Origin of the sequence: Marinobacter sp. LQ44 (genome assembly GCF_001447155.2) — a bacterium.
GTDB lineage: Bacteria > Pseudomonadota > Gammaproteobacteria > Pseudomonadales > Oleiphilaceae > Marinobacter.
In genome coordinates, this window is record NZ_CP014754.1 from 592,800 (window position 1) to 606,607 (window position 13,808).

At 57.8% G+C, this 13,808-nt stretch carries 13 protein-coding genes; 5 read left to right on the plus strand and 8 right to left on the minus strand.

Going from position 1 to position 13,808, the window contains the following annotated elements; all coding sequences use genetic code 11:
- Positions 1-324: 324 nt before the first annotated feature.
- The 5 genes from ASQ50_RS02795 to ASQ50_RS02815 form a co-directional block, all read right to left on the minus strand.
- The gene (locus tag ASQ50_RS02795) at positions 325-543 is read right to left on the minus strand and encodes a DUF2835 domain-containing protein (protein WP_058090564.1); all 219 of its coding nucleotides are present in this window, start codon (positions 541-543) and stop codon (positions 325-327) included.
- Between the two features lie 13 nt (positions 544-556).
- The gene (gene htpG, locus ASQ50_RS02800; RefSeq protein WP_058090594.1) at positions 557-2,449 is read right to left on the minus strand and encodes a molecular chaperone HtpG; all 1,893 of its coding nucleotides are present in this window, start codon (positions 2,447-2,449) and stop codon (positions 557-559) included.
- A gap of 462 nt (positions 2,450-2,911) precedes the next feature.
- Complete coding sequence (locus tag ASQ50_RS02805) at positions 2,912-3,346, minus strand: PaaI family thioesterase (RefSeq protein WP_058090563.1); 435 nt, start codon at positions 3,344-3,346, stop codon at positions 2,912-2,914.
- Positions 3,343-3,813, minus strand: coding sequence for a PaaI family thioesterase (locus ASQ50_RS02810; protein WP_058090562.1), 471 nt, complete (start codon positions 3,811-3,813; stop codon positions 3,343-3,345). Before ASQ50_RS02810 ends, ASQ50_RS02805 begins: the two co-directional genes overlap by 4 nt.
- A gap of 18 nt (positions 3,814-3,831) precedes the next feature.
- A complete protein-coding gene (locus tag ASQ50_RS02815) occupies positions 3,832-4,572 on the minus strand; it encodes a DUF599 domain-containing protein (protein WP_058090561.1) in 741 nt (246 codons plus the stop codon).
- A 229-nt stretch (positions 4,573-4,801) separates the two neighbouring features.
- On the opposite strand from ASQ50_RS02815, the gene ASQ50_RS02820 reads away from it, so the two are divergent.
- The 4 genes from ASQ50_RS02820 (at position 4,802) to ASQ50_RS02835 (ending at position 8,884) form a co-directional block, all read left to right on the plus strand.
- The gene (locus ASQ50_RS02820; RefSeq protein WP_058090593.1) at positions 4,802-6,037 is read left to right on the plus strand and encodes a M48 family metalloprotease; all 1,236 of its coding nucleotides are present in this window, start codon (positions 4,802-4,804) and stop codon (positions 6,035-6,037) included.
- A gap of 161 nt (positions 6,038-6,198) precedes the next feature.
- On the plus strand, positions 6,199-6,744 hold the full coding sequence (locus tag ASQ50_RS02825; protein ID WP_058090560.1) for a hypothetical protein: 546 nt from the start codon (positions 6,199-6,201) through the stop codon (positions 6,742-6,744).
- Positions 6,744-7,931 (plus strand): iron-containing alcohol dehydrogenase, encoded by a 1,188-nt coding sequence (locus tag ASQ50_RS02830; protein ID WP_058090559.1) that lies wholly within the window; start codon positions 6,744-6,746, stop codon positions 7,929-7,931. The genes ASQ50_RS02825 and ASQ50_RS02830 overlap by 1 nt, the downstream gene beginning before the upstream one ends.
- Positions 7,932-8,104: 173 nt before the next feature.
- The gene (locus ASQ50_RS02835) at positions 8,105-8,884 is read left to right on the plus strand and encodes a substrate-binding periplasmic protein (protein ID WP_058090558.1); all 780 of its coding nucleotides are present in this window, start codon (positions 8,105-8,107) and stop codon (positions 8,882-8,884) included.
- Between the two features lie 4 nt (positions 8,885-8,888).
- Here ASQ50_RS02835 and ASQ50_RS02840 read toward each other — a convergent pair whose 3' ends face one another.
- Positions 8,889-11,375, minus strand: a complete 2,487-nt coding sequence (locus ASQ50_RS02840) for an ABC transporter permease (RefSeq protein ID WP_058090557.1) — start codon at positions 11,373-11,375, stop codon at positions 8,889-8,891.
- Positions 11,375-12,094 carry an ABC transporter ATP-binding protein gene (locus tag ASQ50_RS02845; RefSeq protein ID WP_058090592.1) on the minus strand — a complete coding sequence of 240 codons (720 nt, stop codon included), beginning with the start codon at positions 12,092-12,094 and terminating at the stop codon, positions 11,375-11,377. The genes ASQ50_RS02840 and ASQ50_RS02845 overlap by 1 nt, the downstream gene beginning before the upstream one ends.
- Before the next feature lie 69 nt (positions 12,095-12,163).
- On the opposite strand from ASQ50_RS02845, the gene ASQ50_RS02850 reads away from it, so the two are divergent.
- Positions 12,164-12,823 (plus strand): arylesterase, encoded by a 660-nt coding sequence (locus ASQ50_RS02850; protein WP_058090556.1) that lies wholly within the window; start codon positions 12,164-12,166, stop codon positions 12,821-12,823.
- Here the strand turns inward: ASQ50_RS02850 and ASQ50_RS02855 are convergent.
- Complete coding sequence (locus ASQ50_RS02855) at positions 12,766-13,644, minus strand: YheT family hydrolase (RefSeq protein WP_076657128.1); 879 nt, start codon at positions 13,642-13,644, stop codon at positions 12,766-12,768. The two genes, ASQ50_RS02850 and ASQ50_RS02855, sit on opposite strands and share 58 nt — an antisense overlap.
- Between the last annotated feature and the right edge of the window lie 164 nt (positions 13,645-13,808).

Below are 13,808 nucleotides of genomic sequence, written 5' to 3' on the forward strand. Positions count from 1 at the left end.
ATAGATCATTCACAGGCCGCTGCTTGAATGTTTACTACCGCCTGTATAGTGAATCCCTATGGACTTCCCGCAGCCCGGGCAAAGCGACAGAACGATCACTGGGCGATTGCGTAATCCTGATAGTAGTCCACCAGAATCCCGAGCAAGTCCTTCCATGCTACCGATGCAAATTCGTTTGACACTGACATGGCGCAACTCCTTGATTGCGAGAACACCCTCACCTTATCGCGGGGGAGCGACCAACAGACAATTAATTAAAAATATACTTTTGAAAGGTTTTCTTTATCGATAAAGGCGCAGGAAGGTCAGCCTTGAAGGCGGGCGTTACAAACGCTCGATCGAGGCAAATTTGCCCTGATTGTCAAACAGAATGCGGAAACTGCCCTGAATGCCGTCTTTAAGGAAGAAACGAGAAAGGATACGGGCCGGGAAACGGACAGAGCGTCCGTCCCGGGCCGTGGTGCGAACATCGGTGGCAACGCCCTGATAGAGTTTGATCCACTCATCAGGACTGATGCTGATATCCACAATAATCTGCTGCATGGTCAGGGCCGGCTCAGTTAGCCAGCTCCAGCAGCAGACGGTTCAGGCGGCTGACATAGGCGCCGGGGTCTTTCAGTTGCTCGCCACTGGCCAGGGTGGCCTGGTCGAACAGCACGGCAGACAATTCCTTGAAGCGCTCTTCACCCTGCTCGGTTTCCAGCCGCTGTACCAGCGGATGGTCCACATTGATTTCGAAGATCGGCTTGCTCTCCGGCACCTTCTGGCCGGCGGCTTCCATGATCTTCTTCATCTGGGCACCCATATCGAACTGGCCCACCACCAGGCACGCCGGCGAATCGGTCAGGCGGTTGGTTACCCGCACTTCCTGTACCTGGTCTTCCAAGGCGGCCTTGATTCGCTCCAGCAGATCCTTGTGTTCCTTGGCGGCTTCTTCCTGGTGCTTCTTGTCTTCCTCGGTTTCTACCTCGCCCAGGTCCAGGTCACCACGTGCAACATCCTGGAACTGCTTGCCCTCGTATTCGTTCAGGTAACCCATCATCCACTCATCGATACGATCAGACAGGATGAGCACCTCGATGCCCTTCTTGCGGAATACTTCCAGGTGCGGGCTGCTCTTGGCGGCGGCAAAGTTGTCGCCGGTGATGTAGTAGATCTTGCTCTGACCGTCTTTCATCCGGCTGATGTAATCATCCAGGGACACATTCTGGGTGGCTTCACCGGTATGGGTGGACGCGAAGCGCAGCAGGCCGGCGATTTTCTCGCGGTTGCTGAAGTCTTCTGCCGGGCCTTCTTTCAGAACGGTACCAAATTCGTCCCAGAAGCCCTGGTATTCGTCGCCGCCTTTCTTGGCCAGCTTGGACAGCATATCCAGTACCCGCTTGGTCAGCGCTGTACGGATGCTTTCTACAGTACTGTCATTCTGCAGAATCTCCCGTGACACGTTCAGGGACAGATCGTTGGAATCGATCACACCCTTGGTGAAGCGCAGGTACAGCGGCAGGAACTGCTCGGCGTCGTCCATGATGAACACACGCTGCACGTACAGCTTCAGACCACGGGGCGCTTCCCGGTTGTACAGATCGAACGGCGCACGCTTGGGGATATACAGCAGGCTGGTGTAGTCCAGCTTGCCTTCCACCTTGTTGTGGGACCAGGTCAGCGGGTCTTCGAAGTCGTGGGCGATGTGTTTGTAGAACTCCTTGTACTCTTCGTCTGTGATCTCGGTACGGGGCAAGGTCCACAGGGCGGTGGCATCGTTAACCGTCTCTTCTTCGCCCTTCTTGTCCTCTTCCTCGGATTCAGACTTCATTACTACCGGGAAGGAGATGTGATCGGAGTACTTCTTGACCAGGCTGCGCAGCTTCCAGCCATCGGCGAATTCCTTGGCGTCGGATTTCAGGTGCAGAACAATCTCGGTTCCACGCTGCTCGCGGGTCACCGGCTCGATGGTGAACTCGCCATCGCCCTTGGATTCCCAGTGCACGCCGTTGTCGGCAGGCTCGCCCGCCTTGCGGGTGAACACTTCCACTTTGTCCGCCACGATGAACGCGGAGTAGAAACCAACACCGAACTGACCGATCAGCTTGCTGTCTTTTTTCTCGTCGCCAGACAGCTGCTTGAGGAACTCGGCGGTGCCGGACTTGGCGATGGTGCCCAGGTTGGCAATCACATCGTCGCGGTTCATGCCGATGCCGTTGTCGGCGATGGTGATGGTGCCGGCGTCTTTGTCGTAGTCCAGGCGGATTTTGAGTTCGGAGTCGCCTTCGTAGAGTTTGTCGTCTTTCAGGGCGGCGAAGCGGAGCTTGTCTTCGGCGTCTGAGGCGTTGGATATGAGCTCACGAAGGAAGATTTCCTTGTTCGAGTACAGAGAGTGGATCATCAGGTGAAGCAGTTGCTTTACTTCGGTCTGGAATCCCAGGGTCTCTTTGTTTGTTTCTACCGTCATGGCTGTGTTTTTCTCCTGCTCGGGTTTTAACTTTTGTGGAGCGGCCTGGGCCGGTAGGTTCTTCCAAAACACGCTGTGAATACGTCCATGTACGCTCTGCTCCGCCATCCATGGCTCCGCAAGGTTTTGGAAGAACCTACCGGCCCAGCCCACCCGACTTTTGAGTTAGGCCAGTGAAAGCACAATGTCTGGGCGAGCGGGTGGGGATGGCTTTCCGGAACCGTGCGGAGCCATGGGTGAAGAGCGAAAGCTCTTCACGGGCTGGCCATGGACGGCCAGCCCAGGACCCGCAGTGCGCCGCAGGAGCAATAAGCCCTGCGGGGCGGAGCCCGAGCCGCACAGGGACGTCTCGAGGCGTGTTTCGGAAAGCCATCCCCACCCGCTTGCCTGCACCAATGCTGAAATTTCTTGAACCAGAGATGGGGGGTCAGCCGGGGCATTTCAACCCCAGTCAAAACCAAATCAGTCTTCGAGCAGGAAGTGGGCCCGGGCCGTGGCGATGGGTTGGGAACGGGACTTTTGCCAGGCCGAGATCATCACATTGGCAACCCGGTTGCCCTGGCGGGTCAGGCGGCATTCTGCGTAGGTTTCGCGGTTAAGACCCGCACGCAGGTAATCCAGGGAAAAGTCGACAATTCTCGGCATCCGCAGTGTGTCCTGGGACATGATCAGGTAGATCGCTGCCGACATTTCCATGAAGCCACCAATCACACCGCCGTGAATCGCCGGCAAAATCGGATTGCCCAGGTTCTCTTCTTTCTTTGGCAACCGGAAAATCAGGTCGTCTCCAAAGCGGTCGCATTGCAAACCAATCCAGGTGGCGTAGGGAATGCTCTCCAGCATGCGGGAGAAGTCGCCGGTTTGTTGGGTGTATTTGAGGATTTCCGGGTCGGTCATTCCTCGCCTCCGGTGATCAGGTCTCGGTAGGATTTCGGGGTGGCTTCTTTGCCGATTCTCATGAACGTGCCAACACAGTTGGCAATGGTTTCACCGCCGTACTGATAGGCCTCGCAGCGGGTAAAGATGATATTCTTGGTGATCTTGTAGGTCTCGGCCCGGGCGTAGACAGGTTTGTGGGGTTCGGCCGGGCGCATGTAGTCCACCCGCAAATCCAGGGTCGGGCAAAGTTCGAAGTCTTCCAGGGCGCAGATCATGACCGACCCGGAGGCGGTGTCCATAAGGGTGGTAATGGCACCACCATGAATCACGCCGGTGTCCGGGTTACCAATGATCTTGTCGCTGTACGGCAGTTCCATGACCAGGTAACCCTCGCCCGCTTCCTTTGCACTCAGGCCCAGTTCACAGGCCTGGTTGAGGGTGTTCACAAACCGGTTAACCCGGTTAATTCGGGTTTCATCGTTCATTCAGGGATGTCCTGCAATTCAGCTTTTCGGAGTGGTTTCTGCAGCCTGCTTACCAGGCACGGGTTCTTCGAACACTTTCCCGGCACGCAGGGCAGCCAACGCATCAGACTGGAATTCCCGACGGTAGAGTACGACAACCACCAGGGTAGAAGCCGCGATAAACACCATGGGATGGATAAACCAGGCCACCACGGCCAGGGCGTAATAATAGGACCGCAACCCAAGGTTAAACGCGTCCCCTGCCAGGTTGCAGATGTTGCCGGCACTGCGGGCAAAGGCCTCCCGGGCGGCGGGGCTGGTTTTGGTGTCGTCCGGTAGGGGCGCGCTGCCTATCATCACCGCCACAAAGTTGTACATGCGCATGGACCAGGTGAACTTGAAGAAGGCATAAACGAACACCACCAGCAATACCACCAGTCGAAGCTCCCAGATTTCCCGGGTGGGCACAGGGCTGAAAGGCATGGTGGCGAACACTTCCATAGCTTCTCGGGTGTACCCAAGGGCGGTGATGATACCAGCCAGTATCAGCAGGCAGCTGGATGCGAAGAAGGCACCATTGCGCTCAAGATTACCGACCACGGAAGCGTCCGATATCCGGTTCTCCCGCTTGAGCATTACCCGCATCCAGTCTTCGCGGTACATATCCAGCGTGTTTGAGAGGCAGGCGCGAGTACTTGCCCGATTTCGGGAATACCAGGTGTAGCCTACCCAGCACACCAGAAACCAGAACAAAGCAATGAGTTCCAGGTAATAGCCCATGCGTGGTTGTCGATCCGTTGTAACGTATATGGCAGAGAGGTTGCGTGACAATGATACGCGAAGGTGCATGAACCGGCCACAACCCGGGTGGTCTGACACTAAAACACCGGTCGTACTGTGCTATATAATGAAACACCCAAATCAACAATTGCGCGTCCACGGAACCGGTCGCCCAAAGGAGTCGGATGTGAACCCCGGACAAATTCTGAGACTGACGTTACTCTCGGTGATGTTTCTTGCCATCGCGGGCTGTGCCGTAAACCCGGTCACCGGCAAAAAGCAGCTGTCTTTGATCCCTGAAAGCCAGGAATTGGCGCTCGGGGCCGAGCACTACACCCCAACCCAGCAAACCCAGGGTGGGCAGTTTTATCTGGACCCGGAATTGACAGTCTATGTTCGCGAAGTCGGCATGAAGCTGGCTCGGGTTAGTGATCGCCCCGATTTGCCGTACGAGTTTGTGGTACTCAATAGCAGCGTACCCAATGCCTGGGCCTTGCCGGGGGGCAAGATCGCCATCAACCGGGGCCTGCTGGTCAAGTTTGAGGATGAGGCCCAGTTAGCCGCTGTGATGGGGCATGAGATTGTCCACGCTGCGGCGCGGCACAGCGTGCAACGCATGCAACAGGGCATGCTGATCAGCGCTGGCGTCGCCGGCCTTGGTTTTGCGCTGTCTGATAACGAGTGGGCCGGGCTGATTATGGGCGGCGCGGCCGTGGGCGCCCAGCTGGCTCTCGCACAGTACAGCCAGGGTGATGAGCTGGAATCCGACCACTACGGCATTCGTTACATGAAAGCCGCCGGTTACGACCCTCAGGCAGCGGTTGAGCTGCAAGAGCTGTTTCTGGAATTATCCCAGGGCAGGCAGACAAGTTGGCTGGACGGCATGTTCGCCACCCACCCGCCTTCAGCCAGGCGGGTTCGGGAGAACCAGGCCCTGGCCTCAGAGCTGGGAACCGGTGGCTTCCGGGGCCGCGACATTTACCAACGGCGCATTGCCCTGCTGAAAGAACTCCAACCCGCCTATGACGCCCACGATAAAGCCATGGAACTGGCATCCAAAGGTGATATGAAAGCCGCCCTTGATTCCATCAACAAGGCGATCGAGCTGGAACCGCGCGAGGCCATGTTCTTCGCCCTCAGGGGGCGGATCTACAAAGAACAGAAGCAAACAGAGAAAGCCCAGGCGGATTTCGACAAGGCGGTGTCGCTATACCCGGAGATGTTCCAGTACCAGCTCTACAACGGCCTGAACTCACTGGCCATGAATAATCTGGACAAAGCCCGTGGGCACCTTGAGCGGGCCAATCAGGTGGTGCCTACCTCCATTGCCTATCTGCGGCTTGGCGATATTGCCAGCCGTCAGAACCGTCGGAATGACGCCATTGGCCATTACTCGAAAGCCGCCGAAGCCGGCGGCGATGTGGGCGAGGAAGCCAAAAGAAAACTAGCCGATCTGTCCCAATAGCAAACACGTGGCGGGGATAAAAACCGGGGGCTTAACGCTCCCGGTTTTTTTATGGCTAAAGCATTTGCCACGCTGACGCAAAAAAGCCGTCACAGATTGCATTGACATTTAGAGCAATAACTCTAAAAATCAGTCAAACAAACAACAATCGGATGGCGATCATGCTCGTAAAGCGACTTCAACCGATGATTTCCCACGCAAGGCGGTCCTATGTGGAACTGATGTTCCAGGTAATGGGCCGGGCCCTGCAGGCAATCAGCGAAGTAGACGAACAAACCCGGAACGAAACTCGCGCCCTGCCCGAAGGATTTCTGTTCGAGATGCAGGTGATGCCCAATGGCCCCAAGCTGATCGTTGAGCACACCGGAGATGGCAAACTGCATTTCCACGGCGACAGCGCTCCCCGGCCGGTGGACCTTTCCATTCAGTTCAAGCATATGGCCCATGCGTTCCTGGTACTGTCCTTCCAGGAAAAGACCTCGGTGGCCTTTGCCAACGACCGCATGCTGGTAGATGGTGATGTCAGTTACGCCGTGCGTATGACCCGTGTGCTCAACCGCCTGGAGTCATTCATCCTACCCAAGCTGGTCGCACAGCGAGCGGTCAAGGAATACCCAGCCAACCTGCATCTGCCTGAAAAACTGATCAGCGGTGCCCGCATCTACCTGAAAGTCGCCACCAACTTTGTCGAGACAGTGAGAGCATAATGACCAACAAATACTACGAGTTCTTCTGCCCGGTAAAAGTGATTGCCGGCAAAGCTGCCCTGGAACACATTCCGTTTGAATTGACCGGCCTGGCCGCCAAGCGCCCGATGATTGTTACCGATAAGGGTGTTCGGGCGGCAGGCCTGCTTGACCCTGTGATTGCCGCTTGCGAAGAAAGCGGACTGGAAGTCGTCTCTATTTATGACGACGTACCCCCGGATTCCTCCACAACGGTGGTTCGCGATATCGCCACGGTTTACCGCAAGGAAAAGTGCGATTCCATTATTGCCGTGGGCGGCGGTTCCGCCATTGATACCGGCAAAGCCGTCAACATTCTGGTTTCCGAAGGTGGCGATGACATCGCCAAGTACAGTGGCGCAGGTATTCTGAAGCATCCCCTGAAGCCCTTCTTCGTGGTACCAACCACAGCCGGAACGGGCTCTGAAGTCACATCCGTTGCCGTGATTACCGATGAGAAAAAAGGCGCGAAGCTGCCGTTCACCTCATCGTTCCTGTTGCCGAATGCGGCGATCATCGACCCACGGATGACGCTGACCCTGCCTCCCCATATCACCGCCGCAACCGCCATGGATGCCATGACTCACGCGGTGGAAGCGTTTACCTGCATGGCCAAGAATCCGCTGAGCGATGCCTACGCCACGGCTGCCATCAAAAAGGTGAGCCAGTCACTTCTGGCGGTGATGGACAACCCCAAAGACGAGAACGGGCGGCTTGAACTGGCCCAGGCCTCTACCATGGCCGGCATTGCCTTCTCCAACTCCATGGTTGGGCTGGTACACTCCCTGGGCCACGCAACCGGCGCGATCTGCCACCTGCCCCATGGCCTGTGCATGAGCCTGTACCTGCCGTATGTGCTCGAATTCAATATTGAAAGCATCCGTGAACCCCTGGGCGAACTGCTGCTCTACCTGGAAGGACCGGAAGTATACTCGGCAACCCCTGCAGCCCGCCGTGCCGAGGCCAGCATTTCTGCCATCCGCAAGCTCAGGGACGCACTGCATAAACGCTGTGAGCTGCCCCGTACCCTGAAGGAAACCGGCAAGGTGCTGGAGAGTCAGCTGGAGGCCATCGCCGAAATGGCGCTGGATGACGGCTCCATCATGTTCAACCCGCGGGAAGTCACCAAGGAAGACGCCCTTGCCGTGCTGCGGCGCGCCTGGGCCTGATCGCAGAGTTAGCTGGGCTAACCCATCGTTCGATGGGTTAGCCTAAAGCCAGATTCACAATAATTGATTTATAGTAGGAAGTCGTTACTATTTAGCAAGGTTCTGGCAGGGAGTTGGCCGGGTAAGTTTGATCGATATACCGCAGTGGCCTGCAACAACCTGAGTTTCTTTGAATGAAAGATCTATTGTCCAGAGCATCGCTTTTTTCACGCCGTAGCCTTGCCATCCTGACGGCGAGCCTGTGCCTGTCCATGGCGGCACACAGTGGCGAAGACCAATCCGGGACCTTCCGTTTCAACATATCCCCCAACGGCTATCCCCCATACCTGATTGTGGATGGTGAGAAGCCCTCCGGCATCATGTGGGACGTGGTCGCGCTGATCGTGCCGCGCCTCGGTTACGATCTGGAGTTCATGAAAATTCCAAGAAAGCGGGTCGACCAGATGCTGGCCGACGGTTTCCTGGACGGCACCCCCCGTGCCATCGAATGGACGGAAAAGCCCGAGCAGTATCTGTTCACCAACCCGGTTGTCCATGTAGAAGAAGTGTTCTTCTTCGCAAACGGTGCCGAATTTGAGTACAACCACCCGAGCGACCTGTTCGGAAAAACCGTGGTTACTCACCTGGGCTACATGTACCCTGCTCTTGATTCCTACTTCGAAAGTGAACAGATTCGGCGTTTTGACGTCTCCCGTGACCGGGATATGTTCCGGTTTCTGCTGCACGGCGAGCGCTTTGATACCGCCCTGGCTGATCGACTTGTCGGCCAGTGGATTCTGAAAACCGAGGGCATGGCAGAACATTTCAGCAGCTCCGAGACTGCCATCAGCCAGTATGGTTTCCGGATCATGGTTCGCCCGGAGTGGACGGAGTTCGTGCAGGCCTTCAACGAGGAGCTGCAGAGGGTTCGCGAGAACGGCGAGCTACAGGCCATTCTCGCGAACTATCGCTGACAGTTTATTCCAGCCGCCGCAACAGCAGCATGGGTGACACACTGAGAACCGGGCGCAACTGCCAGCGCCCGAACAACGCCAGCAGCATTGCGCTGATGAAAGGAATGGGCAGCATCACCTGCCAGTGCCAGCGGAAATTGCCCTCAAACATCCGGAGCTGTAGCGCATAGACCGCAGCCTCTGCCGCAAGAACCCCCATGATACCCGCCACAAAGCCCAGTAAGGCAAACTCCAGCATGGTACTGCGGGCAAGCAACGACTGCTGACCGCCCAGGGTGCGAAGCAAAGCGCCCTCCCGCTGACGATCCCGCAGGGTGGCGCTGACCACCGCCGCCATGACCACCAGAGCCGCCGCCAGGATTAACGCTAGAATGGCTTCAATGGCCTGGGTAACCTGGCGCACAATCTGCTGGATACGCTCGATGATATGGTCGATCTCCAGTACCGAGACGGTCGGGAACTGGCGTGAAAACTCGTTCAGCGCCACTTTGTTACCCTCATCCAGATGGAAACTGGTAATCCAGGTGCCAGGCATATCCGTCAGCCCACCGCCCGGCGGGAAGGCCATATAGAAGTTGGGTTTCATGCTGTCCCATTGCACCGTACGAATGCTGGTGACCGGCTCTGTGACTGTTTCCGAACCAATGGTGAAGGTCAGGCGATCCCCCATGACCAGCCCCATACGTTCCGCCAGCTCTGCCTCAACCGACACACCGATGGTGTCGCCGGGGGCAAACCACTCGCCGGCGACAATCTCATTATCTTCAGGCAGCTCCGCCATCCAGGTCAGGTTCAGCTCACGGTTCAGGGCACCAATGCGTTCATCCTTGCTCACGGCCTCCAGCACTGGCTGATCATTCAGTTCCGTCAAACGCCCGCGCACCATGGGATAGATTGTATCCAATGGGGCGTCACGCTCTGCCCAGAAGGCTTCCACGTCGTCCACCGCATCCGGCGCGATGTTGATCAAAAAGTGATTGGGGGCATTATCCGGTAACTGGGCCTGCCAGTCGTCCAGCAACGAGGTGCGCACCAGGATCAGGGTGGCCGCCAGCATCAGAGTCATGGCAAACACCGCCATTTGCGCCATGCTGGCCTGCCGATGCCGGTAAAGACCTACCAGGGCCAGGCGCCAGGCATTGCCGCCACCCCGTACACGGCGCAGAATCGCCACCATCAGGCCACCAACCAGCGCCAACACCGCCAATAAGAGAGCCAGGCCACCCAACAAGGCAAACACCAGTGCAACCTCGCCAGCGTATAACCACACCAAACCAAACACGGCCAGAATGGCAATCGCAATATCGGGGATCGCGTCTCGCCCACTTTCCCCGGGCTGCGCCCGCAAAACACGCATGGCAGCCACATTACGCAGCCGGCGAATGGGCGGATAGGCAAACGCGAACAGGGAAACCAGGGCCGTGAGCAAGGCCGGCACCAGGGCCGAAGGCGCCAGATGGAAATCGACCGGTTGCTCCAATACGTCACTCAACAGGCGAACCAGAATCCAGAACAGCGGCAGCGCCACCAGAAGACCGCCAATCACCCCGGCGATACCCCACAGCGCCAACCGGCGCAGGTAAAGGCCGCCAATTCCCCGGCTAGACAGCCCGAGGGTCTTAAGAAGTGCCACGGTATCCCTCTGAGACAAGGCGTACTGCCGGCTGGCAACCGCCACAGCCACTGCCGCCAGCAGAACCGCCAGGCTGCCACCGAGCAACAGGAAACGTTCAGCACGCTCCAGGGACCGGGAGAAGGTTTCGCCATCGCGTACGCTTTCCCATTCATGGCTTGGTTCCAGGCGCGGCTCCAGCCATTGATAGTAATCGTCAAGCAGGTTGTCCGGGCCGGCGAACAAGTACACGTACTCGGCACGGCTGCCTTCCTGTATCACGCCGGTGCCGGGCACATCGTCCACATGAATCATCACACGGGGTGCCAGGGAAGAGAGCCGGAAGCCGCCATCTGGCTCCCTAATCAGCAGGCTGGTGATCTCCAGTTCAAGATTACCCACCTCCAGCGTTTCACCAATCTCCAGCTCCAACAAACGCAGCAACCTGGGGTTGACCCAGATCTCGCCCCGCCCGGGGCCGGCGCCCACGGTTTGGCGAGCAGCATCCGCGCCTGGCTGAATTTCGATCTCGCCACGCAACGGGTATTCGTCGCTGACAGCCTTGACCGACACCAGCTGGAACCCGCCCTCACCAAAGACCATGGTGGAGAATTCAATCAGCTGGCCGGTTTCCAGGCCCCGATCACGAGCTTCGTCAATCCATTCACCTGGCACTGGCCGGCCATTTTCCGCCTCAAGCTGACGGTCCGCGGCCAGAAAGGAGCTGGCCGAAGACACCAGGGTTCGCTGCAGCTGGTTGGCGAACAGGGCAATGGTGGCCACGGTGGCCACGGCAATCACCAGGGCCACCAGCACAACCCGTACATCACGTTCGCGCCAGTCCCGGCGCACCGACATCAGTTTTTTTGCAGCTGCCATCAGTCAGCCAACTCCCGGGCCGCTTCCGGCTCTGTCAGCACACCGGCTTCAATGTGAAGTTGCCGGCCACACCGGGCTGCCAGGTGTTCATCGTGGGTGACCATGACCAATGTAGTGCCCTGCTCCCGGTTCAGATCCATCAGCAGATCCGACACCGCCTGGCCCGTGCGGTTATCCAGATTGCCGGTGGGCTCATCGGCAAACAGAATCACCGGGTCTGAAGCAAAGGCCCGGGCAATGGCGACCCGCTGCTGCTCACCACCAGACAATTGCCGTGGCGTGTGGCTCAGGCGCTCACCCAACCCTACACGCTCCAGTAGCTCTTTGGCCCGCGCCTCCGGCGATTCCATCCCCGCCAGTTCGAGGGGCAGCATGACGTTCTCCAGCGCGCTCAGCGCCGGCAACAGCTGGAATGACTGGAACACGAAGCCAACCCGGCTCGCCCGGAGCTGGGCGCGTTGGTCTTCCGTCAGGCTGCTGATTACAGCACCGTCCAGCTCTACTTTCCCTTCGGTCGGCGTGTCCAGCCCGGCAAGCAATCCCAGTAAAGTGGTTTTCCCGGAACCAGACCGGCCAACGATGGCTACGGACTCTCCCCGATTGATTTCCAGACTGACCCCCTGCAAGATCGTCAACGTATCAGTTTCCAGGCTCACCCGGTGGGTAAGATCGGTCACCCGTAACATCGGGTTTGTAGCGGCTAACTTGGGATCCGTCATCTGGTTCACGGTGGCTCCGTTGTCTGGTGCTGTGTTTTATTGAATCTGTAAAGGGTATACGAATTTACTATGAATACGGTATCGGCGTTGGTCAGATCATTTGCCCTCTCAGCACTGATGTTGCTGTCGCTCTCCGCCCTGGCCAGCCAGAACACACTGCTGGTAGTCGGCGACAGCCTCAGTGCCGCCTATGGCGTGCCATCCGAAACCGCCTGGGTTCAACTGCTGAGGGACAGGCTTGATGAACAGGGCCTGAACTGGAGCGTTGTGAACGCCAGCATCAGCGGCGAAACGACCGATGGCGGCCTTCGGCGGCTGCCTGACCTGCTTCAGAAAAACCAGCCAGACGTCGTGATCATTGAGCTTGGCGGTAACGACGGCCTGCGCGGCTTTCCACCGAATGTGATCGAATCCAACCTCGCCGACATGATCGAGCAAGTGCGGGATGTAGGTGCCATCCCGGTGCTGGTGGGCATGCAGATTCCACCGAACTATGGCCAACGTTATACCCGCATGTTTGCGGACATCTTCCCGAACCTGTCTGACCGCTACGACACCCCCCTGGTTCCCTTCTTTCTCGAGGGAATCTACAACGTCGATGGATTAATGCAGGAAGACGGCATTCACCCCACCGAAGCCGCCCAGCCGGTGCTGCTGGACAACGTATGGCCTCAGCTGGAGCCGTTAATTCTGGACAGGAACCCCAGCGCCCTGCGCTCAGACCAGTAATAACCATCACGGGCGTGTTCAACAAACCCCACATGCCCGCCCCACTTTGGCGCCTCAACGGTAACGTAGGCGCCGAGAACCTTACGGCCTTCCGGGAAACACTGGGCTGACAGGAAGGGATCGTCTACCGCATTAACCATCAACGCCGGTACCCGTATGTCCTTCAACCGAAACAGTGCCGAGCAGCTGGCCCAGTAGTCCTGGGCATCCCGGAAGCCATGCAGGGGTGCGGTGTAGCGTTTATCAAATTCGTGAAAGTTGCGGATGTTGTCGAACCCGGTTACGTCAATCAGGTCCGGAAACCGACGGGCCTTTTCCTGCATTTTGCCGTGCAGATCCCTCAGAAAGCGCTGCATGTAGATCCTGCGACTGGGCAGGGCCAGCATATCCGCGCTGCCAGCCAGGTCTGCGGGCACTGAGTAGGCAACGGCACCGCTGATGCGACTATCAACCCGCTCGCCCTGCTGGCCGAGGTAAAGCAGGGTGAGGTTGCCGCCCATACTGAAGCCAGACAGGAACAGGTTGCTGTAGTGTCCTTCCAGCGCGTGGGACACCACCGTATGCAGGTCTTCCGTGGCGCCGCTGTGGTAGAACCGGGGTTGGTGGTTCATCACCCCGCCGCAGGATCGGAAGTTCCAGGCCAGCACATCCCAGCCATCCGCCATTAATGCCCGCGCCAGCCCGAGCACATAGGGGCGCCGGCTGTGGCCCTCCAAACCATGGGACACGATGGCCAGGCGGTCACTGCCCTGACGGTACCAATCCAGGTGCAGTTCGTCGTTATCCGGCGTGGCCAGAACAGCGGTTTCCGGCTGTGGCATAGCCACGTTCCGGAACAGCGTTGGCCACACAGACTGGATGTGCCCGTTACGTAACCAGACCGGTGGGCGGTAGCCCGATTGACTGCGCTTGTGCAAATTTTGACCTTTCTTTTCAGGGGGTTGACGAACACTATTAAAGAACTTAATATGCCCGCCACTTGATG

Bases quoted from the DNA above. Each gene is read 5' to 3' on its own strand.
- ASQ50_RS02795 (WP_058090564.1), bottom strand. From the start codon at position 543: ATGCAGCAGATTATTGTGGATATCAGCATCAGTCCTGATGAGTGGATC.
- htpG (WP_058090594.1), bottom strand. From the start codon at position 2,449: ATGACGGTAGAAACAAACAAAGAGACCCTGGGATTCCAGACCGAAGTA.
- ASQ50_RS02805 (WP_058090563.1), bottom strand. From the start codon at position 3,346: ATGACCGACCCGGAAATCCTCAAATACACCCAACAAACCGGCGACTTC.
- ASQ50_RS02810 (WP_058090562.1), bottom strand. From the start codon at position 3,813: ATGAACGATGAAACCCGAATTAACCGGGTTAACCGGTTTGTGAACACC.
- ASQ50_RS02815 (WP_058090561.1), bottom strand. From the start codon at position 4,572: ATGGGCTATTACCTGGAACTCATTGCTTTGTTCTGGTTTCTGGTGTGC.
- ASQ50_RS02820 (WP_058090593.1), top strand. From the start codon at position 4,802: ATGTTTCTTGCCATCGCGGGCTGTGCCGTAAACCCGGTCACCGGCAAA.
- ASQ50_RS02825 (WP_058090560.1), top strand. From the start codon at position 6,199: ATGCTCGTAAAGCGACTTCAACCGATGATTTCCCACGCAAGGCGGTCC.
- ASQ50_RS02830 (WP_058090559.1), top strand. From the start codon at position 6,744: ATGACCAACAAATACTACGAGTTCTTCTGCCCGGTAAAAGTGATTGCC.
- ASQ50_RS02835 (WP_058090558.1), top strand. From the start codon at position 8,105: ATGAAAGATCTATTGTCCAGAGCATCGCTTTTTTCACGCCGTAGCCTT.
- ASQ50_RS02840 (WP_058090557.1), bottom strand. From the start codon at position 11,375: ATGGCAGCTGCAAAAAAACTGATGTCGGTGCGCCGGGACTGGCGCGAA.
- ASQ50_RS02845 (WP_058090592.1), bottom strand. From the start codon at position 12,094: ATGACGGATCCCAAGTTAGCCGCTACAAACCCGATGTTACGGGTGACC.
- ASQ50_RS02850 (WP_058090556.1), top strand. From the start codon at position 12,164: ATGAATACGGTATCGGCGTTGGTCAGATCATTTGCCCTCTCAGCACTG.
- ASQ50_RS02855 (WP_076657128.1), bottom strand. From the start codon at position 13,644: ATGCCACAGCCGGAAACCGCTGTTCTGGCCACGCCGGATAACGACGAA.